Here is a 22,646-nt window from a genome sequence, read left to right as displayed (position 1 = left end):
CGAGGATGGTTCCCCACCTTCTGTTCAGCGGCCCGCGGGCCCCGCGATCAAGCGATCGTTACTATTCGTGCGCTGCTGCCATGAGACATAGGCTTGACGACAAGCTGATCGCTCATCCGCTCAAACGCGATATCCACTTTCGCCGAGCCGATGCCCAGTCTCCTTATGGCCAGGCTTTGGAGGAAATGCGGCAGCGTGGGTTTGTGAAACGAAATCTGCTCTGTCGGGACGTCAAATCGCAGGCCAAGGCTCGACTGGATCAGCGCCAGCGGCGCGGCAGCCGACCATGCCTGCGGACTACAGGCGACCGGATAGAAGGTGGGTCCCTGAGAGCGGCGGCGCGGAAAGCCGCAGAATAGTTCGGGCAGGCGCATCATATCGACATAGGTGGCGGCGGCGAACAGCCCCTCGAAGATCCGCGCAGCCTCACGCTGATAGCCATAGCGAGAAAAGCCACCCGCGATCAGCGCATTATCATGCGGCCAGATGGAGCCGTTATGATAGCTCATCGGGTTGTACCGTTTTTCGGTCGAGGCGATTGTGCGCACGCCCCAGCCGGAAAAGGATGCCGGCGCCATCAGGGTACGCGCCACCGCATCGGCGCGCTCCTTCCGCGCCAACCCGGTGTATAGAACGTGCCCGGCGTTGGAAGATCGCACCCGGCACGGCTTCTTGTCGCCATCCAGTGCCAGCACATAGGTGCCAAGTGTCGCATCGAAAAAGGCTGCGTCGAACCGGTCGATCAATTGCCCGGCACGGTCCCGATAAGCCGCTGCGCGCTCATCATCGCCAACTGCGCCAAATAGCGTCTCGGCCGCCTTCCAAGCGCCATAGACATAGGCCTGAACCTCGGCGAGGGCGATCGGGCCGCGCGCGATGCTGCCGTTGGCGTGGAAAATGGAATCATGGCTGTCCTTCCAACCCTGATTTTGCAAACCCTGATCAGTCAGGCGACCATATTCGACAAATCCGTCGCCATCGCGGTCGCCACATATGTCGATCCAGGTGAGCGCTGCGTCGATATTTGGCAGGATCGTGTTCAAAAAGGCGATGTCGCCGGTGCGTTCAAGATAGGCACCCGCCAGCATCACGAACAACGGGGTGGAATCGATGCTGCCATAATAATGACGGAAGGGCACTTCGCCCAATTCGGCCATTTCGCCATGGCGGACCTCATGCAATATTTTACCTGGTTCGGCATCGGCCGCCGGATCGAAGCTGGTCGCCTGATGCGCGGCCAGATAGCCCAGCACGCCACGGCTGATCGCCGGGTCCATCCACAGGGTCTCAAGCGCCGTGATGATGGCGTCACGCCCGAATATGGTGCTGAACCATGGGATGCCGGCGTAGGGATAGGGTCCAAATTCGGTATCGGTGGACAGCATGGATATGTCGGCTACGGATCGGCGCGCGACTTCGTTGAAGAGGTCGTTGGACGAATGCAGCGTCGCCGCCCGTTTGCGCGCGGCCCCCAGCGCTTGCATCGCCTCGCGCAGGGACTTGAGAAACTGCTTGGGCAGCGCGTCGCCGGTCTGGGCCCGGCCACAGCATATGCGGGTGAACAGGGCGCAGCGCTGGCCTGGCAGAATTGTCACGTCATAGCGTGCATGGCCCTCGGTCAGTTTGCTGGGCACCGGATCAAAATGCAGATGGGTCTGTCGTTCACGATCATCCCGTCCGACATAGCCTAACAGCACGTCTGCCGCCCCGACCTGTGCCTCACGCATTACCCCACGGCGCAGGCGCGTCATGCCACGTATCTCGAACAGGTCGGCAAAGTCCGCCGCAAAGCTCAAATCGAGGCTGATCTGCCGCGTTTCCGTATCGAAATTTCGGATGGTGATCCGTTCGTACAGCGCGTCTTTCCAGAGAAAGCGGGTACGGCGCAGGTGGATCAGGTCATGCTCCACAGCAACCCGGCCATCGTCCCCGAAGAAATCGGGATTGGCCAGATCGCAAGTCAGCATGGCATTATCGTCGCGCAACGCCGAACTCAGCAGGATCGGTCGCATGCCGTTGATGGTAAGATAAAGGTGTGAGAGATAACGGGTGTCGCGATGATAGAGGCCTTCCGGACTGCCCGGACCAGAAATCGCGTCGCCGCTATGGTCGAACACGGCGAAACTATCGCCATGTTTAAGCGTGCGCGGCCGGCGCTCATGAAGCGAGGCCGTCGCCGGGATGAAGAACTGGGTCTGCGCCTGGGAAAGCGCCTGTCCGCCCGCAATGCCGGGCAATTCAGGCTGGGGCTGGATCAGCGTCATGGGGTTTCCTATGCTACAATCTGGAGTGCGGCGTCCTGGCCGCGAAGACGGCGCAACCGGGCAGCGTCGGTGCGGGCACCGCGCAAATCATGATATAGCGCGACATAGTCGGTGGCCATGCGCTCCGCCGTGAACCGTGCGTCGAATGCGCCGCGCACCCGCGCGCGGTCGAGATATGGCAAGACTGCGACCGCCTCCACCGCTTCATCTTCGCTATCGACGATGTAGCCTGAAACGCCGTGCTCGATGACTTCGGGCACCGATCCGCAGCGGAAGGCGATCACGGGTGTCGCACAGGCCATAGCTTCGATCATCACCAGGCCAAATGGTTCGGGCCAGTCGATCGGGAACAGCAACGCGCTTGCCTGACCCAGAAACTGCGCCTTTTGCTGCTCGTTGATCTCGCCAATATATTCGACATTAGGATAGCGATCGACCAGTGGCGCGATTTCACCTTCCCAATAGGCTCGATCGACATTGTCGATCTTGGCCGCGATCTTGAGCTTGAGGCCCGATCGCGCAGCGATGCGGATCGCCCGATCCGGCCGTTTTTCTGGTGATATCCGGCCCAGGAATGCGAGATAATTTTCCCCCGCGCCCAATCGCGGTGCCAGCAGATCTGCGGGCAAGCCATGATAGATAGTCCCACCCCAGTTGACCGGAGGCATCGGCAGCCGTTGATGGTCGGAAATCGACACCAGGCTATGATCGGGGAAGGCGCGGTAGAAAGGCGGAAGGTCAGGCAGATCAAGCCGACCGTGCAACGTTGTAACAGTGCGTCCAATAAAGTCCTGCACCATCGGCAGGTGCAGCATGTCGATGTGGAAGTGCAATGCGTCAAATTCATTGGCGCGGCGGCGCACCTGTTCCAGCATCATCATATGGTAGGGAATGGTATCGATCACTGTTGGATTGAGCCGGAGCGCCATGTCGGTGATCGGAACCAGTTCAGCCCTCGTCTGCGAATCCCCGCTGGCAAACAGGGTGACATCATGACCCTGGTGGACAAGTTCTTCGGTCAGATAAGAAACGATACGCTCAGTGCCGCCATAAAATCTGGGTGGCACGCTTTCAGCCAAGGGGGCAATTTGTGCGATCTTCATGCAGGCGTTCCTCTCAATCGAGTGGAGCCCTCCGTTCCCCGACCAGCGGCAGGCTGCATCGGTACAAGCATTAAGACACAGCCTGGTTGCATCAACGGGAAACGTTTCGTCTCAAATGCTTGTCGCAAGATCGTCGGAGGGCATAAGCAAGTGTTTATGCCGACAGCCTATGGACCACAGCATCATACAGGCACTGTCGGTGCGAAGCAAAATCAGAACAGCTTTCTCCCTGCGCGCGTGTTTGACAACGCGGGCGGTTAGCAGGGGTGAATGCGGCGGAGGAGCCGGTTTTGCGGAAGAAGCTTCGGCGCAAGGAGATGCAGGACTTTTTCACCAAATTGCCACCGACGGTAGTAGCGATCGAAGCATGCGGTGGATCCCACCATTGGGCGCGGCAGTTGCAACGCTTGGGGCACGAAGTGAGGATTCTGCCGCCACAGTACGTCAAGGCCTATGTGAAGCGCGGAAAGAATGATGCCGCTGATGCCGAGGCGCTGTGCGAGGCGATGAGTCGACCGACTATGCGCAGCGTGCCGGTAAAGACAGCTGAGCAGCAAGCCGCGCTGATGTTGGTCGGTATGCGCGATCGATTGATCCGCAATCGGACCCAGCTTGCAAATGCAATCCGGGGCTATGCGACCGAATTGGGGTATACGGCTGCCAAGGGGGTTCGGCATATTGCGCCACTGCTTGATCGGATCGCCACCGATGAGACGCTGCCAGAAATGGCGCGCGATCTGTTTGCAATCCACGTCCGTGAATATGTGCAGTTGCAGGCGGAAATCGAGAAGGTCGAGACCAGGTTGATGGATTGGCACCGCGCTGACGAGTGCAGTCGCCGCCTCGCGCAGATACCGGGTGTGGGGCCTATCGGGGCTTCGCTGTTGATCATGAAGACACCAGCGCCTGAGCGTTTCCGTTCCGGGCGGGATTTTGCGGCGTGGCTTGGACTTACACCCCAAGATCATTCGACAGCTGGCAAGGTCAAACTCGGTGTTATTACCCGTGCCGGCGATGAGGCGTTGCGACGAACGTTAGTCGTCGGATCAACCTCACTTCTGCGACAAATTCGAGCCGGGCGCGCGAGGAATGCGTCGCCCTGGCTCGTTGACATGCTTCGGCGCAAGCCGCCCAAACTCGTGGCCGTCGCGCTGGCTAACAAGATCGCCCGCATCGCCTGGAAAATGATGATAACGGGCGCGGCCTACCATTCGCGATCCGTAGCACCCTCAGCGGCAATCGCGGTATAGAGCTCACTCAGGCGCGGAGAGTACGGGTGACGATACCGCGCCGAGTTGAGGCTGGAACTTGCAAGTGAACGAACAGGTGGTGTGATCGATCGATCCGAGACGCGTGACAATCCGTTTGAATCAGTGGCCATCAAAGGTCGCTTGTCTGTTTGGAACTCGCGTCGCGGAAACCACCTTGGCCCGCGGTCATGTGCGACCGCACCCAGAGGCCGGACATAGGAAAGCAACCGATCAAACCCGTCTCGACAAATGCCCTTGCCGGATGGGGCGACCACATATGGATCAACATTACGCCCCTTCGGGAATTTCTTCTGACAACGGGTCCTATTGGTGCGGCGTCTAGACTTTAGTTTTGGGGACGGTAGTTCTGGGGTGATATGATCGACCGTTTGCCTGACATATTCCCCGGTGATTCCATGATGAGCGCCCTTATGCGCGCCCATGATTGGGATGCTACGACTCTGGGACCTCCAGACCAGTGGCCGGAGGGACTGAAAGCGTCGCTTCGGCTCATGCTCATGTCGCGGTTTGAAATGTGGCTTGGCTGGGGAGAAGATCTGAGCTTCTTCTATAATGACGCCTATATTCCCACATTGGGTTCCAAGCATCCAGCCGCTCTGGGCCTGCCCATGGCGCAGGTCTGGAAGGAAGTGTTTGAGGACGTCAAGGATCGCATCACATCCGTCATGCGCGATGGCGTTGCGACCTGGGACGAGCAGTTGCTTCTCTTCCTTGAGCGCAATGGCTATCCGGAGGAGACCTATCACACATTTTCCTACAGCCCGCTGATCGGCGATACCGGATCCGTCGAAGGACTGATGTGTGTCGTCCGCGAAGAGACTGACAGGGTTATCAGCGAACGGCGGATCAAGCAGTTGAATGATCTCGCCGCAGCATTGCTCAAGGCGCAAGGTCGATCGGACGTGACCGACGCCGTTCGGGTCAATTTTGGCCGGGAGAGTCGCGACTTTCCTTTTGCTGACCTCATATTGTTCGATCTGCCCGGCAGTCCTTATCCCGCGTCCGGCGATGCAGCACGTTGGCCGATCGCTGCTATCGAACAAGGCGAGAAGCAGACGGTCATTGCGCTTGATGGCTTCGGGGAGGATTTTCCAACTGGGGTTTGGCAGATACCGCCGCGCGATGCGTTGATCCTTGCGGTTGAACAGCCAGGGGAAACGCAAGCCGTCGGCGCACTGGTTCTAGGGCTAAATCCCTATCGCGTCCTTGATGACGCAACCCGTGATTTTGCAAGCCTCATCGCGGTGCAGATTGCCGGTGCGCTTGCCACCATCGACGCTGTGTCGGCCCAACGCCGCGACCGCGATCGGCTATGGTCGCTCAGCCAGGACCTGATGCTGGTATGCGACTTCGACGGTATCATCCGATCGGTCAACCCGTCGGCAACCCGGCTTCTGGGATGGCAAGAGGATGAGATCATCGGCAAGGTGCTGGCCGATCTGGTCCATCCTGAGGATGTGGGCGGCACGGCCAGGGAGGTCGAAAAGCTCAGCCAGGGCATTACTACCCTTAGCTTCGAGAATCGCTATCGATGCCGGGACGGCAGTTATCGCCTGCTCGACTGGAATGCCGTGCCGGATGCGGGCCGCATCCATGCCGTGGCGCGTGACATAACGCAGGAGCGTCAGCTGGCCCGCGACCGGGAACGGATTTGGGCGATCTCCCCTATCGTCAAGGTGGTGGCGACAACCCAGGGCATCATCAGCGCCGTCAATCCATCCTGGACGAAAGTTCTTGGATGGGCCCAGGCCGAAACGGTCGGTCGCAATATATTGGAGTTCGTCGCCGAAGAACAGGACGCTGCGCAGAAGAGGCTGGCGCGCCTTGCCCAGCCTGATGCTGCAGTCGTCGAATCCCAGAGCGTCTTTCGCGCGCAGGATGGTAGCCATCACCGCTTTGCCTGGACGACCGTGCCAGAGGGCGGGATGCTTTATCTGTTCGGGCGGGATATTACCGCTGAAACCGAAGCCGCTGCGGCGCTCGCTGCAACCGAGGATGCTTTGCGCCAGAGCCAGAAGATGGAAGCGGTCGGACAGTTGACGGGGGGCATCGCGCACGATTTCAACAATCTGCTGGCGGGCATTTTGGGCAATCTGGAGTTGCTGGAGCTGCGCATTGCGCAAGGCCGATTGGAGGCGATTGGTCGCCATATCGAAACGGCACAGGGCGCCGCGAAGCGCGCAGCTGCGCTGACGCAGCGGCTGCTCGCCTTTTCGCGTCGCCAAACGCTTGATCCCACACCGGTCGATGTGAATCGACTGGTTTCCGGCCTGGAAGACCTGATACGCCGTACGGTCGGCCGCTCCGTCGAGATTGAGGTGGTAGGATCGGGTGGCTTATGGATGACATTGGTTGATCGCTACCAGCTTGAAAATGCGCTTCTGAACCTGTGTATCAACGCTAGGGACGCGATGCCTGACGGCGGGCGACTGACGATCGAAACGGCCAATAAATGGTTTGATGATCGCATGGCGCGCGAGCGTGAGCTGCCGCCTGGTCAATATGTGTCGCTATGTGTGAGTGACACCGGCACCGGCATGACGCCCGACGTGATCGCCCGCGCCTTCGATCCTTTTTTCACGACCAAGCCGCTCGGCGAGGGCACGGGACTGGGTCTTTCGATGATTTACGGGTTCGTGCGTCAGTCGGGCGGACAGGTCCGGATCTATTCGGAAGTCGGTGCGGGCACGACCATGTGTCTGTATCTCCCGCGCTATATGGGGGCCGGGGTCGAGGCGGAGCAATATTTCAAGCCGACACATATCGATCCCGGCGGCCATGGCGAAACAATACTCGTCATCGACGACGAAGCGTCGGTTCGTTCGCTCATCGTCGATGTCCTGACCGACGGCGGTTACCATGTCATCGAAGCGGCGGATGGTCCCACCGGTCTCAAGGTGCTCGAATCCGACCTGCGTATTGATCTTCTGATTACCGATGTCGGCCTGCCGGGGGGAATGAACGGTCGCCAGGTCGCGGATGCTGGCCGGGTCTATCGTCCCGAACTCAAAATATTATTCATCACGGGCTATGCTGAAAATGCCGTTATAGGCAACGGATTGCTGGGACAGGGCATGCACGTCATTACCAAGCCCTTTGGTATAGACGCCATTGCCAGCAAGGTTCGCGACATGATCGACGAAGCCGACAAGTCCGGACGGTCGATCGCCCCCGGCGATCAAGCATGATCTGGGCCGGGGCGATCCGTTCGCGGCAGCGGTCCGCGCGACCGGTATGCCAATGGTGATCATCCTGCAATGAAGCATTTCAGGCTCTGAAAGATATGGTCGCAAGGACAGATGGGCGGCCTCGACTAGCCCGGTTGACCACACAGGATGGTCTTGGTCATGGCATGTCTCCCTGTTCGGGCCTTGTTTCAGGCGGTGTAGCGGGCAGCCGCCCGGTCCCGCGACAGGTTGGGGCGCAGCGCGGCGCGGGCGGCCAGATAGGCGTCCAGGTCGGCGATGTCGGGCAGCGACGGGATGGTGATCGCCTCGCCCTGGTCCAGCCCGGCAAAGGCGGCATCGACCATGTCATTGACCTCCATCACCATCTCCGCCGGGATGTGGGCAAGCTGCTCTTCTTCCCAGATGGCGGTGCGGGTGATGCCGGGCAGAACCGCCTGCACCCGCACGCCCTTTGACCCCAGTTCGACCTGCAATGCTTCGGTAAAGGCCAGCACGAACGCCTTGCTGGCGGGATAGACGGCGGTGAAGCCGTCGGGCATCAGGGCGGTCACGGATGTCATGTTGATGATCGTGCCTGAGCCTGTCGCCGTCAGGCGCGGTGCGATGGCCGCGGTCAGCCGCGTCACCGCCAATATGTTGAGGTTGATCATGCCGGTCAGATAGGCGGCGTCTGTGTCGACCAGACTTGTCTCGCCCGCGATCCCCGCATTGTTGACCAGGCCGGTGATCGCCGCATCGCTGCGCAACCGCGCCTCGACGCTCGCCAGCCCATCGGGCGTCGAAAGATCAGCGCTCAGCGTTTCGATCGTAACGCCTGTCTCGGCCTCCAGCTTCTGTGCAAGGGCTGCCAGCTTGTCGGCGCGGCGGGCGACCAGGATCAGGTCGTGGCCGCGCCTGGCCAGCCGGTCTGCATAGACCGCGCCGATGCCATCGGACGCGCCGGTGATGAGGAAAGTGCCTTTGGTCATGTCAAATACTCCTGTCGGAATGGTGGGGTGGCGGTCAGTTGCGGATGAAGTCGAGCAGGTCGGCGTTGAACCGGTCCTGATGGGTCTGGGTCAGGCCGTGATCCGCGCCAGCATAGATTTTCAGCACGGCCTGTTTCACGATCCTGGCGCTGGCATGGGCGGATGCGTCGATCGGTACGATCTGGTCGTCATCGCCGTGCAGGATCAAAGTCGGGACGTCGAACCGGGCGAGGTCGGCATGGAAATCGCTTTCGGAAAAGGCGCGGATGCTGTCCATCTGCCCTTTCAGGCCGCCCATCATCCCCTGCCGCCAAAAATCGTCACGGATGCCTTCGGAAATGACGGCCCCTTCGTGGTTATAGCCGTAAAAGGGGATGGTCAGGTCGCGGAAGAATTGGCTGCGATTGTCGTAAGTGCCCTTGCGGATGCCGTCGAACACCGCAATCGGCAGGCCACCCGGATTGGCTTCGGTCCTGAGCATCAGCGGCGGCACGGCCCCGACCAGAGCAACCTTGGCGACGCGCGCCGTGCCGTGGCGACCGACATAGCGGGTGACTTCGCCACCGCCGGTCGAATGGCCCACCAGAATGACGTCGTGCAGGTCGAGCGTGTCGATCAGTTCGGCCAGATCATCGGCATATTGGTCCATATGATTATTGTGCCAGACCTGATCCGACCGGCCATGACTGCGGCGGTCATGGGCGATGGTGCGAAAGCCTTCATTGGCAAAGAACAGCATCTGCGCGTCCCAGGCGTCGGCGCTCAGCGGCCAGCCGTGGGAAAAGACGATCGGCTGCGTGTCCCGTACGCCCCAGTCCTTATAGAAGATGCCGGTGCCGTCGCTGGTGGTCATGATGGTCATGGCGTGATCCCTTCGTTGATCGGGCGGTTGCGCCCTGTGATCGAAGGGATACTATCGCTGGCGGATCGGCAGGATCGGCAGTTCCGACAATTAGCAGGCCAAAACCGACAAACGGGAGTTCAGCATGACAAATGCAGCGCGGACGGCTGCCGGTGTGATCGCCGAAGTGGGGCTTGTCCTCTATCCCGGTTGCCAGCAGGCGATGGTCCACGGGATTACCGACCTGTTTGTCATCGCCTCTCATTTTTCTGCGGACCGGGGCGGCGGGGTGCTGCGCGTCAGCCATTGGGCGATGGACGATCAGGGTGGTTTCACCCGCGCGTTCGACACGCATCCGGCTGAGACCACCATGCCCGCCATGCTGATCAGCCCCGGCCGCCTGACCGGCCCGCCCGACGCGCAAGAAGCGGCCCCCTATGCGCGCTGGATGCTCGATCGCCACGCGCAGGGAGTGGTGCTAGTTTCGACCTGTGGCGGCGCGTTCCTGCTGGCCGCGACCGGCTTGCTCGCCGGGCGGCCCGCGACGACCCACTGGCTGTTTGCCGACCAGTTTCGTGATCGTTTTCCCGATGTGCGGCTCGACACCGACAAGATGGTGATCGAGGATGGCGACATCATCACGGCAGGCGGGCTGATGGCGTGGACCGATCTGGGGATGCGGATCGTCGATCGCCTGCTTGGCCCCACGGTGATGATCGAGACGGGCAAATTCCTGCTGATCGACGCATCTGGCCGGGAACAGCGCCATTTCAGCAGCTTTGCGCCGCGCTTGACCCATGGCGACGAAGCGGTGCTGAAGGTCCAGCACTGGTTGCAGGAGCGGGCAGGGCGCCCGGTGAGTGTGGGCGATATGGCGGGGAAGGCGGGACTGGAGGAACGCACCTTCCTGCGCCGGTTCAAGGGTGCGACGGGTATGAAGCCGATCGAATATGTCCAGAATCTGCGCGTGGGCAAGGCACGCGAATTGCTGGAGTTTACGAAACGATCGATCGACCAGATCGCCTGGGCCGTGGGCTATGAGGATGCGACCGCCTTTCGCCGGGTGTTCCACCGCATCGTAGGCCTGTCACCGGGCGACTATCGCAACCGCTTTTCGAGCGGAGCGGAACTGCCCGTTGCCGCGTGAGAGCGGCTTGTTCTTATCGTGATCGCCGCACCGGACATATGGTGACAGCACCCAGCAAGGCAAAGCCGCAGCCGACTATGTAGAGGATGGCATAATCGTCCCCCTGGGCGCTGCCGATCGCCAGGATGATCGGGGCGATGGCGGGGGCGAGCGACTGGGGCAGGCTGTTGGCGATCTGGAACACGCCCATATCCTTGGCGCTGTCCTCCGGTTTGGGCAGGATGGCGGCCAGCAGGGCGAGATCGACGGCGAAATACAGCCCCTTGCCGATCCCGGCCATCGCCACGCCGACCAGAAATTGCGGGACGGACGGAGCCAGCGCGATCGTCAGGAAACCAGCGGCCTCCAGCGTCGCGGCCAGGAACACCAGCGGCTTGCGGCGGCCGGTCCAGTCGGTGATGAAGCCGCCGATCAGCGAGATGGCGATGGTGGCGGTGGCGATGATCGCCATGGATTTGACCATCACCTGCGTCGCCTCGCCACGCGGTAGCGAGAGCTGATCGGTCAGGAAAAAGAGCTGATAGGTCAAAAGGAACGACCAGGCCATCATGATGAGGAAGCGGCTGCCGAACGCCCAGCTGAAATCCCAGTCACGGAAAGGCGCGCCGATCGCGCGGAGCATGGCAAAGGGACCAAGGCGGCGAAGATCGCCACCGTGCGCCGGGCGATCGGGCAGGATCAGGCACAGCGCGCCGATGCCCGCCACGGTGATGGCGAAGGGCGCGAGGAACATCAGCAGCGGCGCCCCCTGTGTAAACTGGGTGATCCAGCTGCCCGCGAACGTCCCCATGGTCGATGTCATGCCCAGCATCCCGGCAACGCGGCCCTGCCAGCGCACGGGGATGACATCGGGCAGGATCGGCAGGCACCCCGCCTGCATCGCATTGAACCCGGCCTGACAGATGATCCAGCCCAGCCCAAGCAGCAGCAAATTGGGGGCAAGGCCCAGGATCAGCAGGCCCAAACCCGCCACCACAAGGCCACCCACCAGCCATGGCCGCCGCCGTCCGAAGCGGCTGCGCGTCCGGTCCGACAGCGCGCCGCAAATCGGTGTCGCGACCAGCGCGACGAAGCCGCCGATCGCCAGGATGATCCCCAGCCAGCGGCCCTTTTCCGCCTCGCTCGCAATTTCGCCAACCCGCAGCGCCAGCGTCAGCACCACTGGCGTCAGCAGCGCTACCCAGATGCCGAACTGCGCCAGCACATAGACAGCGACGAAGCCGAGCGACACAGACGGACGGGCGGTTTCAGGCGATGGCGAAGGGGTCATCGGTGCGACCTTTCAAACGGGCGATCAGGGGTGATAGCTTTTGCCTTCCGCATCAGCCTTCGCCTTGGCCGGGCTGTCGGCGAACAAGTCGTTCATCTTGGTCGGCAGGTTGGGCTGCACATACCAGTCGGCCGGGAAGTCGGCGGCGCGCGAACCATCGATATTGCGGTTCACCAGACCCGAACTGGTCTTGCGCGTATAGGGAACGACATGCGCGCCCTTGCTGTTGCCAAGCTGGTCGAACAGTGCCTTGCGCAGGGTGATCTTGGTATCGAGCCATTGGGGATCGTCGATCAGATTGCGCATCTCGTCGGGATCGCTCTTGAGGTCATACAACTCCTCCAGATCCCAGACGCCATGATATTGGATATATTTCACCCGGTCGCGCTCGATCGCGAAGGTCGTCGGGGTCTGCGGGAAGCTCCATTCCCAATAATATTCATAGACGAAATCGCCGGGATTCCAGGTCTTTTCATCGATCTTGCCTTCCGCCACCGGCAGAAAGCTCTTGCCCTCCATCTGCGCCGGCTTGGCGACATGGGCGATGTCCAGGAAGGTCGGCGCCAGGTCGAGATTGCGCACGACCGCCGGGTTGGTCACCCCTTTTGGCAGCAGCCCCGGCGCCCACACGACCATCGGCACGCGCACGGACGGCTCATAGGCGTTGCGCTTGTCGATCAGCCCATGTTCGCCGATCAGGAAGCCATTGTCGGAATAAAAGACGACCATCGTATTCTTGTCGAGCCGGTTCTTCTTCAGATAGGCCATGATACGGCCCAGGCTCTCATCGACGGGGGACAGGGTGCGATAATAATCACGCACCTGTTCCGTCATCGGGTTGTTGGTGTGATAGGGGAAATCCGCGCCATGCCAGCTGTTGCGCTGGTTGCGGACCCACATCGGCTTGCCCGCGTTATTTTCCGGCGTGTTCGCCATGCTGGCGGGCAGCTTGATGTCCAGCTTGCTATATTGCGTCTTGTACCGGTCTGGCGGCAGCGGGTCGCTATGGACCGCCTTGTGGCTGAGGTACAGGAAGAAGGGCTTGGATTTGTCGCGCCCTTTCTCCAGCCAGTTCATCGCATAATCGGTCAGTTCGTCGGTGATGTAGCCGGTGCGTTTAACGGGTGTGCCATCGACATTGAGCATCTGTCGATCGCCCGCGGCGATCCGCTCAGGCGACAGCTGTTCGGTCGGGAAATAGGTGCCCTGACCCTTGAAGCTGACCCACTTGTCGAATCCGTCGCGCGGGGCGTCGGTGTCGAAACCCATATGCCATTTGCCGAAGAAGCCGGTCTGGTAACCCGCTTGCTGCAGATATTTGGGGAAGAAGGTCAGCCCTTCCTCCGAACTGTTATTATTGTCCACCACGCCATGGTTGCGCGCGGTCTGGCCGGTCAGGATGGTGGCGCGGCTGGGCGAGCAGAGCGAGGAGGTGACCACGGCGTTGGGGAAATAGACGCCATCCTTGGCCAGCCCGTCGATATTGGGCGTCTGGAGGCCAGGCGTCAGGAAACCCATCGCGTCGTAGCGCAGATCGTCCACCAGCACGAAGATCATGTTGGTGGGCTTCTGTTGCGGCGCGTTCACCGGTTTGGCCAGCGCCCCCGGTCCCAACAGGGTGCAGGCGGCAATCATGGCGGCGTTCAGCGCGCGACGGGCGTTCTTCATGGGCGGTTTCCCTTCTTGTCCCTGATGATGCAGCGAAAGCCGATATGGCTGGTCGAACTGTCAACCGCCTGCGGATGGCGCGCGGCGGGGCGATAGCGCTGGCAATAATTGGCGGCGCACAGATGCGATCCGCCCTTCAGCACCTTGCGTGGAATGGGGATGTCGGGTGTGGCCGGGTCCAGGCTTCCGCGCTTGGTGCCGCCGCGCGGATTGGCGGGGACGCAGCAGCTCCCCTTGGCCTTGCGCTCGATCCGGGGCTGGGCGAACCAGTCGGTCGTCCATTCCCAGACATTGCCGATCATGTCGAACAGACCATAATCATTGGCCGGATAGGTCCGCACTGGCGAGGTGCGCTCATAGCCGTCCGCCAATGTGTTGGCGAAAGGGAAAGCGCCCTGCCAATAATTGGCCTGGCAAATATCGCCGGGTGCCAACTCGTCACCCCAGACATAGTCCGTCCCGTCCAACCCGCCCCGCGCGGCATATTCCCATTCTGCCTCGGTCGGCAACGCCTTCCCCGCCCATCGGGCATAGGCCTCCGCATCGGCATAGGCGACATGTACGACGGGATGATCCGCCAATATGTCCAGCTCACTGTCGGGTCCGTGGGGATGCCGCCAGTCGGTGCCGAAACTGAAGCGCCACCACTGGCTGGCATCGTCCAGCGGTACGGGACCATTGGTTCGCTGGAACAGGAGCGACCCGGCCTGCGCCATCGTCGGATCCATGCCGGGATAGTCTTTGGGATCGGGCGCCAATTCCGCCAGCGTGACGTGGCCGGTGGCTTCGACGAACCGCGCGAAGTCGCGATTGGTCACGGGCGTTGCGTCCATCCAGAACCCATCGACCTGCACCCGGCGCACTGGCGCTTCTTCAGGATAGAAACGGTCCGATCCCATCTGGAAAGTGCCGCCGGGCAAGTGGATCATGCCCTCAGTCACGGCGATCGGCAGCCTTGAGCAATATGCCAGCGCCGCGCGGATAGGCGGGCGGCGGGCCGTCGTCGGGCAGGTCGGAGCTTTGCGCCTCGACATCGGTCATGGAGCGGGGGAGCGAGAAGGGCAGGCGACCCTTTGCCACTGCCCGGCCCGTAACCACATCCAGCACCGCCGCGTCGCTCGCGCCGAAGGTGACGATCAGCGCGCGGGTCATTGGCTCGATAGCGGTCAGGATGGCGGGTCGGTCCATCTCCACCGCGACGATCGTGGGGACATGGGCGGAGGCACGGGCGATCGCCTGCACATCCTTGTCCTCGGCGCGGAAATCGAGCCGTCCTTCATGCTGGCGCGCGCCAAAGAAATGATGCGGGTGCAGCGTTTCAAAGGGGGTCGCGGTGCGGACGAGAGCGACATCCGCCTGCGCGGGATCCTCCACCACCGTGAAGCCAGCCGCTCGCGCTGCCGTCGCATCGACGCCATAGAGCCATATCCGCTTCCCTGGCGCGACCGGCAAGGTCGCCTTGTCGTTGCGTAACAAGACTTGGCTTGCGCGCTGGACGGCGTCCGCTTGCTGCTGTGCTTTCTGGTTCCCGACGATCCGTGCGGCAGCGGCTTCATCGACATAGGGATTATCGAACAAGCCCAGTTCAAACTTCAGGCGCAGCACGCGGCGCACGGACTCGTCGATCCGCTTTTCGCTGATCAGTCCCTTGGCCACCGCATCCAGAATGGGCGCGGGATCGTCCGCGCCGCCAAACTGGTCGATGCCCGCCTCTATCCCCTTGGCGAAGCGGGTCGTCTTGTCTGCTGCTTCCATGCCCCAGGGCGTGCCGATCGACGCAGGAGTCTGGGGATTGGCGGCGTCGGGCGCCATGCAGGCTTGCGGGCAATCGCGGGTGATCGACCAGTCCGAGACGATCAGGCCGCGATACTGCTTTTCCCCACGCAACAGGCCGGTCAGCAACTGCTTGTTGAAACCTGCGGCGACCGGCTCGATCGACTGGCCTTTTATTTTCGGCCCATGGACGATGACATAGGTGGGCATGACCCCGGCGCTGCGAACAGCCAGGCTATCGTCAAAGGCGCGGACATGCTGAGCGAAAGATGTGTCGCTGAGCTTGGCTTTGCGGCCATAATAGTTGTGGCCGTCGAAACCCTCCGGCTCCGCGCCATAGCCGACCCAATGTTTGACCACCGTGGCGACGCCATCGGGCCGCACGCCGGAGCGGCCATGCTGAAAGCCTTCGACATAGGCGCCCGCAAGACGTGATACCGCTGCGGGATCGGAACCGAAGGTCGCCGAAAAGCGCGGCCAGCGCGGTTCGGTGGCAAGGTCGGCCTGCGGCGACAGCGCCATATGGATGCCGACCGCGCGATACTCCTGTCGCGCAATGTCCCCGAAGCGGCGGACCGTATCGGCATCCCCCAATGCGGCGAAACCCAGCGTGTCGGGCCACAGAGAAAAGCCGCCACCAGTCGTGCTGGCTCCCAAGGTCGCCTGAAAATGATGGCGCGGGTCGGTACTGATGGTCGCCGGGATACCAAGCCGACCAGCCTCCGCGCGTTTTTGTACCGCATTATTCTGTGCCGCGAGGTCGAGGGGCGCGACGACCAGCCGGGTGATGAAGCTGCTGATATGGCGATCACGCAGCAGTTTAGTGGTTGCGTCAGCATCATAGACAATGCCCGCAAAGCCGATCGAGGAACCCGGCGTAGGCAGGGTGGCGTGCAGCAGCGTCCCGGCCTTTTCCGCCAGCGTCATCTGTCCCAGCAGATCCTCGACTCGCGCGTCGATCGGGGCGCGCACATCCTCATAACGATCAAGCCGGCCATTATGGTTAAGGTCGCGCCAGCCCGTCGGCAATGCCGCCACACCGTGCACTGCCAGCATGCAAAGCGACGCCGCCAAAATCCAGCGCGCCCTTACCATGTCAATTGTTCCTTCCCGCAAAAGGCGTCGACCGGGCTGACCCCGGTAAAGGGCGCATCGCCCGTCAGCCTTTCCACCAATGCAGTCTGGACATCGGGCAGCGAGGCATAGGCATTGATATAGGTCGAGAAATTTGGTGCGTCATAAAGATAATAGGGTTGGCCGAACGACACCAGCAGCGTGGGGATTTCGCGGTTGAACTGGATCATGCCATTGCGCGGGCTGCCATGCAGCCTGGCGAAATCCAGGAAGATATGGCTGTGCGCCGGGGTCGCTTCCTGCCCGATCAGATAGAGGATGAGGTCGGCGTCGTCGGGCGTCGGTATCGCGTCGGAATCGAAGCTGCGGACGATGAAACCCCGGCGCTCGAGGCCCGCGCGCAGCGGCGTGAAGTCGCGTTCGGGCGCGCCGGAAAAAAAGCTGGAGCCTTCGTCGGCGATGATGACGACCCGTTTATGCCGATCGGGGGCAATGGGCAGCTGGGCATCGCGATCCTTGATCAGCGTGACGCTGCTCGCCGCAGCGCGCGCTGCCTGATCCAGATGATCGGACTGGCGTAGCGTTTCGCGCACCTGCTCCAACGGGGCGATCCGCTCGTCCAGTGTCATGCGGTGCAGGCCCAGCTTCGCCTTGAGCGACAGGAAGCGGGTGACGGCCTCATGCAGCCGCTGTTCGGAGAGGCGCCCCTCGCGCAGGCCTTGCAACATCAGCGCCATGTCCTCCGCCGGATTGCGGCTGAACAGGAAAACATCGCAGCCATTTTCGATGACTGCGGGTACCGCTTCCGTCCGCGCCATCCAACTGGTGAGGCCGCCCATAATGGTGGCGTCGGACACGATCAGACCCTGGAAACCTAGTTCGCCGCGCAGCAGTTTCAGGTTCAGCAGGCGGGAAACAGAGGCTGGCTCGAATGCCCGCGCACCAGCGTCAGGCAGTTCTTCACGGATATATGCGGGGAGGGCGATGTGAGCTGACATGATCGTCATCACGCCGTCATCGACCAATGTGCCGAAGATATTGCCAAAGGTCGCCCGCCATTCCGCCATGTCCATGTCGTTGACGCTGGTGACCAGATGCTGGTCGCGATCGTCCAGCCCATCGCCCGGCCAATGCTTGACGCAGGCCGCGACACCCTGCGCCTGCAACGCGCGGACATAGGCGCGCGCCTGTGCCAGGATGCGCTCCGGGTCGGAGCCATAGGACCGGGTGCCGACCACGGCGTTGCGGAAGGCGCGGTTGATGTCGACCACGGGCGTGAACGACCAGTTATAACCCAATGCCCGGCTTTCGCGCCCGACGATGGCGGCCAGATCAGTGCTGAGGGCGAGATCGTCACACGCCGCGATGCCCATCTGGTTGGGGATGGCGGTTGTGAAGGGATAGCTGATCATACCCCCTTCGATGTCGCCCGACAGGATCAGCGGCACGTCCGACCGCTCGATCGCGTGGCGTGCAGCGCCCCAGGCGGCGTCGAGATTGCGGGTCGGGAAGCGATGGATGCCGCCCGGCGCATGGGCCAGCAGCCCGTCATTTTCCGCCGCATTGTCATGGCGCGCCGACAGGACGAACAGTTGTGCGATCTGTGCCTCGACACTCATCGCGTCGCGCGTCTGCTCAACCCAGTGCTGATCCTCCCGCGACAGGGCGAGGGGCGAGGCGCGCAACGGCGCGTCGAAAGGGGGCATGGCGATGGTCGCGCTCATTTCTGGTCGGTAAAGGCGTCGTCGTAACGCGCGCGTCTGACAAAAATCTCAAGCGGCTCGGCAAACGGCGTACTGTATTGGCGCGCTTCGCGCCACCGGCGCGCCTTCGTCTCCGCCAGTTTGGCTGGATAGCGGGCAGCCCCGTCGATTGCAGGGGCGAAACTCGTTCCGGCTGCATGGAGCAGCGTCGGGGCAAGATCGACTGCGTCGACAAATTGCGTGCGGGGCTTGGCAGGCTGGACGGATTTAGGGGCAGCGAATGCGTTTGAAATGCCCATGCTCATCAGCATTGATGCGGCCAACGACCAACGCGCCTTCATCCGACCTTCTCCCGGTTCAATATGGCAGGCGCGGCGACCGAAGCCGCCGCGCCCTTTGGTCAGAATTTCACGCCCAGCGTGGCACCGAAATAGCGATCCGCATCCTTGTTGAAGGTGCCGACCAGATCATAATTACCCCCCAGGAAGGAGGTGTGGCCGATGCTGGTCAGATAATTTTCGTCGAACAGATTTTTGACGAACAGGGTCAGACTGTAGCGACCGTCAAGCTGCTTCACGCCGATGCTGGCATCGACCAGAGTATAAGCGGGCTGTTCCAGCAGCGGGTCCTGCTCGACCGAGAAGTTCATGGCGCTCTGGAAGTTGACGCCAATCTGGGCAAAGCCTGCAAAGTCGGTGCCGGGAATGTCCGCCTCGTAACGCGGCGCAACGGTAATCTTCCATTTGGGGCTGACGGGCAGGGTTGCGCCGCGAAGATTCTGGGTCGGGGTGACGCCCGCTGCCGTGCGATAGCAGATGTTGGTCGGCATCCCCGACATGATCGGCGCCGCCGCATTGAACTGCTGCGGGCAGTTGAGGCCATCAATGTCGATGGTGGCGTCAGAGTAGGTGACGGCGCCGGTCAGGCTGAAATTGTCGTCGGGACGCACGGTCGCTTCGACCTCGAAACCCTTGGTCTGCGACTTGCCCGCATTGGTGGACACGAACTGGACCACGCCTGCGGCGATATCGGACCGGTTGGCCTGCACCTGAAGGTTGGAATAGTCGGCCAGGAACAGCGCAGTGCTGACGCTCAGGACGCCGTCGGCGGTACGGCCCTTGAAGCCGATTTCATAGGCGTTGACATGTTCTGGCTCCAGCACGGTCTGGTTTGCCAGATCGGTGCCGATTTCCATGTCATAACCTAGCCCCTTATAACCGCGCGTATAGCTGGCATAGACTTGGGCATTGCGGCTGAATTCATATTGCAGGCCAGCCTTGCCGGTGACCGCCGTATCGCTGGCCGTAATCGATCCGCTCACCGGCGCATTGCCCGGCAGCACCGCGTCACCCGCTACGAGCGGCGAAATGCGGCTGCCGCTATTGGTGCCCTTTTCATATTGCAGGCGCAGCCCGCCGATCGCCTTCAGCCCGCCGACGATACGATAATCGACCTGGCCAAAAACGGCGACGCTGTCCTGCTTCAGGCGGACATTGCTGGCCGAGGACTGATAGATGGTGTTGGCAGGCGCGCAGGGCTGACCAAAGGTGCCTGCGGTGCAACGCACGCGTCGACGGTCGAATGGCCGCTTGATGTCGGAATGCATGTAGAACACGCCAGCGACATAGTTGAGGTCGCCGCCGCCATTATTGGCAATCCGCAACTCCTGGCTAAAGGCGCTCAGATCGACCTGGCCGTGGTTCTGGCTCCACATCGCATAGGGTGCAGCCGCGCCGACGAACAGGGGAACCGTGCTGTTGATACGCTCGATCGGCTGGTTCACGTCCAGATTGTAGGATTGATAGGCAGAGATGTAGGTGACCGTCGCGGCACCCAGATCCCAGTCGGCCTGGAGCGAATAGGTCTGCTGGTCGCTGTTGGAATAAGTGACCGTTTCGTCATTGAGCGTGCGGTTGTTGCGCGTGGCGTTGATCGGGCCAACCAGCGTCTGCAAATTGGGGTTGGTGATCGCGATCCAGGTCGATGCGCAGCAATCGGCGGTCGTCTTGCGATATTCGCCGGTGAACAGCAGGTTCAGGTTTTCGGTCGCGTCCCATTCCAGCTTGCCACGCACGCCCCAGGATTTGGAGCCATTGTCCCAGCTGTCGGTGGCGATATTGCGGGCAATGCCGCGCACGTCGTTATAGAAGCCAGTGACGCGGGCGCGCATCGTGTCGCTGATCGGACCGGACACGGTGCCACGGGCGCGATATTCGCCATGTTCAGCGATGGTGACTTCGCCACGGCCTTCCAATTCGCGCGATGGGCGCGCGGTCGTGACGCTGATGACGCCTGCGGTCGCGTTCTTGCCGAACAATGTGCCCTGCGGGCCGCGCAGTACTTCAACCCGCTCAATGTCGGCAAGGTCCGTGAAACCCTGGGTCTGGCGGACGGCAACAACGCCATCGACGACGGTCGATACCGAGGATTCAACTCCCTGGCCGAACAGCGCGGTGCCGATGCCGCGAATACGGAAACTGCTGTTGGTGGGGGTCGCGCCCTGCTGGAACGTCAGCGACGGCACGGCCTGCACCAGCGAATTGCTGTCGTTGATCTGACGATTGGCGAGCGCGTCAGCGCTCACGGCGGTTACCGCCAGCGGCACATCCTGCAGACGCTCGGCGCGCTTCTGCGCCGTGACGACGATGTCGGTGCCATCCTGCGGTTCCTGGGGCGTGGCGTCCTGCGCCATCACGGCTGCAGGCGTGATCGCGACGCTCAGGCTGAAAAGCGACACCGCAGTGCGGCGCATCATCATGGCTTTGGAAAAACGCATATATCCTCCCCTATCCGGTGCCTGTGTCGGCGCGCGGTCTGGTAATAGTGATTTCCACCTGCGGTTGTCCGCTAGGTTGTAGCGCTAAATCTTCCGAACTGGCGATCGAGTCAATATGAATGTTTTAGCGCTACATTTTTTGCTCGGACTGCGGATATTTTGCAACAGCAGGACCGTCCACCATTTGCAACCTTCAGGGATATAGCGTTAAACAGCGCGTAAGGGCGCGTCCGCGTCCGTTCAAGGAGTCTCCAGCCATGGCCCGTTCGGGGCGTCGTACCAGCCAGGCTATCACTATTCAGACCGTCGCGGAGCGCGCCGGCGTGTCCGCCATGACCGTGTCCAATGTTCTCAACAACAGCCCGCGCGTGCGTCAGGCGACGCGCGACGCGGTGATGACGGCGGTGCGAGACCTCAATTATGTCCCCAATATGGCGGCGCGCGCGCTGGCCAGCGCAAGCGCGATCCGGATCGGACTGCTCTATCGCAATATCGAAAATGCGTTTCTGAGTTCGATTCTGGTGGGCGCGCTGGATGCGACCAGTCGGCTGGGTGCCCAATTGCTGCTGCGACCACTGGAAAGCGGCGATCCCAAGGAAATCGCACAGCAGATGCAAGGGTTGGTGGAAACGGGCGCGCACGCAATTTTGATCGTACCGCCCTATTGCGAGGTCGCCAATCACCATGGCCTGACCCGCGACTTTCCCGTGCCGGTCGTGGCGATGTCGCCCGGTGACATATTGCCGGGGGACCATATCGTGCGGATCGACGATTTTGGCGCGGCGCGGGACATGACGGCCTATCTGATCGGACTGGGGCACCGTGATATCGGTTTCATCCGGGGGGGGGCGGGTCACATGATCCACCGGACCCGGTGCGAAGGCTATCAGTCGGCGCTGCGGGACGCGGGGTTGCCGATCCGTCAGGACCTGATCGTGACCGGTGACATGAGCTTTGAGTCAGGTCTGGTGGCGGGAGAAACGCTGCTGGACCTGCCGGACCGACCGACCGCCATCTTCGCCAGCAATGACGACATGGCTGCAGCGATCATATCGCTGGCGCACCGGCGCGGACTGGATGTGCCGCGTGACCTGTCGGTGGCAGGTTTTGACGACACGCCGATCGCGGTCAAAATCTGGCCATCGCTGACCACGGTCAAACATCCGGGCAAGGACATATCTGCCGAAGCAGCTATTCTGGCCGTCTCGCTCGCCAGAGGAGATAGGGAAAGCATAGCCGCGCCGACGGAAAAATATCTGGAGCACCGACTGGTCCTGCGCGAATCTACGGCAATGCTGGGGCAAGCCGATCAGAAACGATAGCCGACCGTGCCCATGACATTGCGGGGCGCGCCCATGAAACAGTCCCCGCGGGCAAGGCACGAGGCATAATATCTGTTGTTCAGCAAATTGGTGGCGTTGAGCGCGAAGCGCCAGTTCTGCCAGTTGATCTCCGCCAGACCATCGACCGTGGTACGCGCCGGGGTGACGATCGACCAGAGCGCGTTGGTCGATATGCTCTTGCCGCTATGGACCACGCCCGCGCCCAGACGCAGCTGGGCGCCATCCGCGACGCCAAAGCTCTTGGTCGACCAGAACGA

Annotated in this window: 15 protein-coding genes and 1 pseudogene; 4 read left to right on the top strand and 12 right to left on the bottom strand. The window is 61.7% G+C overall.

What is annotated here, in order from left to right:
- Nucleotides 1-47: 47 nt before the first annotated feature.
- Together EBBID32_RS13060 and EBBID32_RS13055 are read right to left on the bottom strand one after the other, a co-directional pair.
- Nucleotides 48-2,264, bottom strand: a complete 2,217-nt coding sequence (locus EBBID32_RS13060) for an amylo-alpha-1,6-glucosidase (RefSeq protein ID WP_006958350.1) — start codon at nucleotides 2,262-2,264, stop codon at nucleotides 48-50.
- An 8-nt stretch (nucleotides 2,265-2,272) separates the two neighbouring features.
- On the bottom strand, nucleotides 2,273-3,367 hold the full coding sequence (locus EBBID32_RS13055) for a glycosyltransferase family 4 protein (protein ID WP_006958348.1): 1,095 nt from the start codon (nucleotides 3,365-3,367) through the stop codon (nucleotides 2,273-2,275).
- A 266-nt stretch (nucleotides 3,368-3,633) separates the two neighbouring features.
- Here EBBID32_RS13055 and EBBID32_RS13050 point away from each other — a divergent pair, with 266 nt between their 5' ends.
- Both EBBID32_RS13050 and EBBID32_RS13045 read left to right on the top strand, forming a co-directional pair.
- Nucleotides 3,634-4,617 carry an IS110 family transposase gene (locus tag EBBID32_RS13050; protein WP_006958346.1) on the top strand — a complete coding sequence of 328 codons (984 nt, stop codon included), beginning with the start codon at nucleotides 3,634-3,636 and terminating at the stop codon, nucleotides 4,615-4,617.
- Nucleotides 4,618-5,129: 512 nt separating this feature from the next.
- Nucleotides 5,130-7,826, top strand: coding sequence for a hybrid sensor histidine kinase/response regulator (locus EBBID32_RS13045; protein ID WP_006958342.1), 2,697 nt, complete (start codon nucleotides 5,130-5,132; stop codon nucleotides 7,824-7,826).
- Nucleotides 7,827-8,014: 188 nt separating this feature from the next.
- Here EBBID32_RS13045 and EBBID32_RS13040 read toward each other — a convergent pair whose 3' ends face one another.
- Both EBBID32_RS13040 and EBBID32_RS13035 read right to left on the bottom strand, forming a co-directional pair.
- Nucleotides 8,015-8,794 (bottom strand): SDR family NAD(P)-dependent oxidoreductase, encoded by a 780-nt coding sequence (locus EBBID32_RS13040; RefSeq protein WP_006958340.1) that lies wholly within the window; start codon nucleotides 8,792-8,794, stop codon nucleotides 8,015-8,017.
- Between the two features lie 34 nt (nucleotides 8,795-8,828).
- Complete coding sequence (locus tag EBBID32_RS13035; protein WP_006958336.1) at nucleotides 8,829-9,656, bottom strand: alpha/beta fold hydrolase; 828 nt, start codon at nucleotides 9,654-9,656, stop codon at nucleotides 8,829-8,831.
- A 124-nt stretch (nucleotides 9,657-9,780) separates the two neighbouring features.
- Between EBBID32_RS13035 and EBBID32_RS13030 the strand changes: the two genes are divergently transcribed.
- Complete coding sequence (locus EBBID32_RS13030; protein ID WP_006958335.1) at nucleotides 9,781-10,782, top strand: GlxA family transcriptional regulator; 1,002 nt, start codon at nucleotides 9,781-9,783, stop codon at nucleotides 10,780-10,782.
- A 13-nt stretch (nucleotides 10,783-10,795) separates the two neighbouring features.
- Here EBBID32_RS13030 and EBBID32_RS13025 read toward each other — a convergent pair whose 3' ends face one another.
- Genes EBBID32_RS13025 through EBBID32_RS12995 form a run of 7 tightly spaced genes read right to left on the bottom strand, consistent with a single transcriptional unit; the run spans nucleotide 10,796 to nucleotide 21,046 of the window.
- The gene (locus EBBID32_RS13025; protein ID WP_006958333.1) at nucleotides 10,796-12,052 is read right to left on the bottom strand and encodes an MFS transporter; all 1,257 of its coding nucleotides are present in this window, start codon (nucleotides 12,050-12,052) and stop codon (nucleotides 10,796-10,798) included.
- A gap of 24 nt (nucleotides 12,053-12,076) precedes the next feature.
- Nucleotides 12,077-13,720 (bottom strand): sulfatase family protein, encoded by a 1,644-nt coding sequence (locus EBBID32_RS13020; protein ID WP_006958331.1) that lies wholly within the window; start codon nucleotides 13,718-13,720, stop codon nucleotides 12,077-12,079.
- Nucleotides 13,717-14,649 carry a formylglycine-generating enzyme family protein gene (locus tag EBBID32_RS13015; RefSeq protein WP_006958329.1) on the bottom strand — a complete coding sequence of 311 codons (933 nt, stop codon included), beginning with the start codon at nucleotides 14,647-14,649 and terminating at the stop codon, nucleotides 13,717-13,719. The genes EBBID32_RS13020 and EBBID32_RS13015 overlap by 4 nt, the downstream gene beginning before the upstream one ends.
- A 4-nt stretch (nucleotides 14,650-14,653) precedes the next feature.
- On the bottom strand, nucleotides 14,654-16,549 hold the full coding sequence (locus EBBID32_RS13010) for a glycoside hydrolase family 3 protein (protein WP_231382193.1): 1,896 nt from the start codon (nucleotides 16,547-16,549) through the stop codon (nucleotides 14,654-14,656).
- A 32-nt stretch (nucleotides 16,550-16,581) separates the two neighbouring features.
- Complete coding sequence (locus EBBID32_RS13005; RefSeq protein WP_006958327.1) at nucleotides 16,582-18,291, bottom strand: glycoside hydrolase family 3 protein; 1,710 nt, start codon at nucleotides 18,289-18,291, stop codon at nucleotides 16,582-16,584.
- A complete protein-coding gene (locus EBBID32_RS13000; protein ID WP_006958326.1) occupies nucleotides 18,288-18,611 on the bottom strand; it encodes a hypothetical protein in 324 nt (107 codons plus the stop codon). The genes EBBID32_RS13005 and EBBID32_RS13000 overlap by 4 nt, the downstream gene beginning before the upstream one ends.
- A 59-nt stretch (nucleotides 18,612-18,670) precedes the next feature.
- Entirely contained in the window at nucleotides 18,671-21,046 is a 2,376-nt protein-coding gene (locus EBBID32_RS12995) for a TonB-dependent receptor (RefSeq protein WP_006958325.1), read from the bottom strand.
- 257 nt (nucleotides 21,047-21,303) lie between these two features.
- On the opposite strand from EBBID32_RS12995, the gene EBBID32_RS12990 reads away from it, so the two are divergent.
- Nucleotides 21,304-22,368, top strand: a complete 1,065-nt coding sequence (locus tag EBBID32_RS12990) for a LacI family DNA-binding transcriptional regulator (protein ID WP_006958324.1) — start codon at nucleotides 21,304-21,306, stop codon at nucleotides 22,366-22,368.
- Here EBBID32_RS12990 and EBBID32_RS12985 read toward each other — a convergent pair.
- Nucleotides 22,356-22,646 (bottom strand): annotated as a pseudogene (locus EBBID32_RS12985) (TonB-dependent receptor); the annotation flags it as partial. The gene EBBID32_RS12990 and the pseudogene EBBID32_RS12985 sit on opposite strands and share 13 nt — an antisense overlap.

This window comes from Sphingobium indicum BiD32, assembly GCF_000382885.1.
Lineage (GTDB): Bacteria > Pseudomonadota > Alphaproteobacteria > Sphingomonadales > Sphingomonadaceae > Sphingobium > Sphingobium japonicum_C.
This window is presented reverse-complemented; position numbering and strand designations above follow the sequence as displayed.